We start from the raw sequence: 273 nt of genomic DNA, 5'->3' as shown, positions 1-273 counted from the left end.
GCTACCGCACTTGTTGATGCTGATGCTGAGGCTACTGCACTTGTTGATGCTGAAGCTGAAGCCACTGCGCTAGTTGATGCTGAAGCTGAAGCGACCGCACTTGTTGATGCTGAGGCTGAAGCTACTGCACTTGTTGACGCTGAAGCTGAGGCTACTGCGCTGGTTGACGCTGAAGCTGAGGCTACTGCACTTGTTGATGCTGAAGCTGAAGCGACCGCACTTGTTGATGCTGAGGCTGAGGCTACTGCGCTTGTTGATGCTGAGGCTGAGGCC

Annotated in this window: 1 pseudogene; it reads left to right on the top strand. The window is 54.6% G+C overall.

Annotation, left to right across the window (positions count from 1 at the left end):
• Positions 1–273: pseudogene (locus tag ADM33_RS11500) on the top strand (peptidoglycan endopeptidase); the annotation flags it as partial.

The sequence above is a fragment of the Streptococcus oralis genome (assembly GCF_001075875.1).
Lineage (GTDB): Bacteria > Bacillota > Bacilli > Lactobacillales > Streptococcaceae > Streptococcus > Streptococcus oralis_I.
This window is presented reverse-complemented; position numbering and strand designations above follow the sequence as displayed.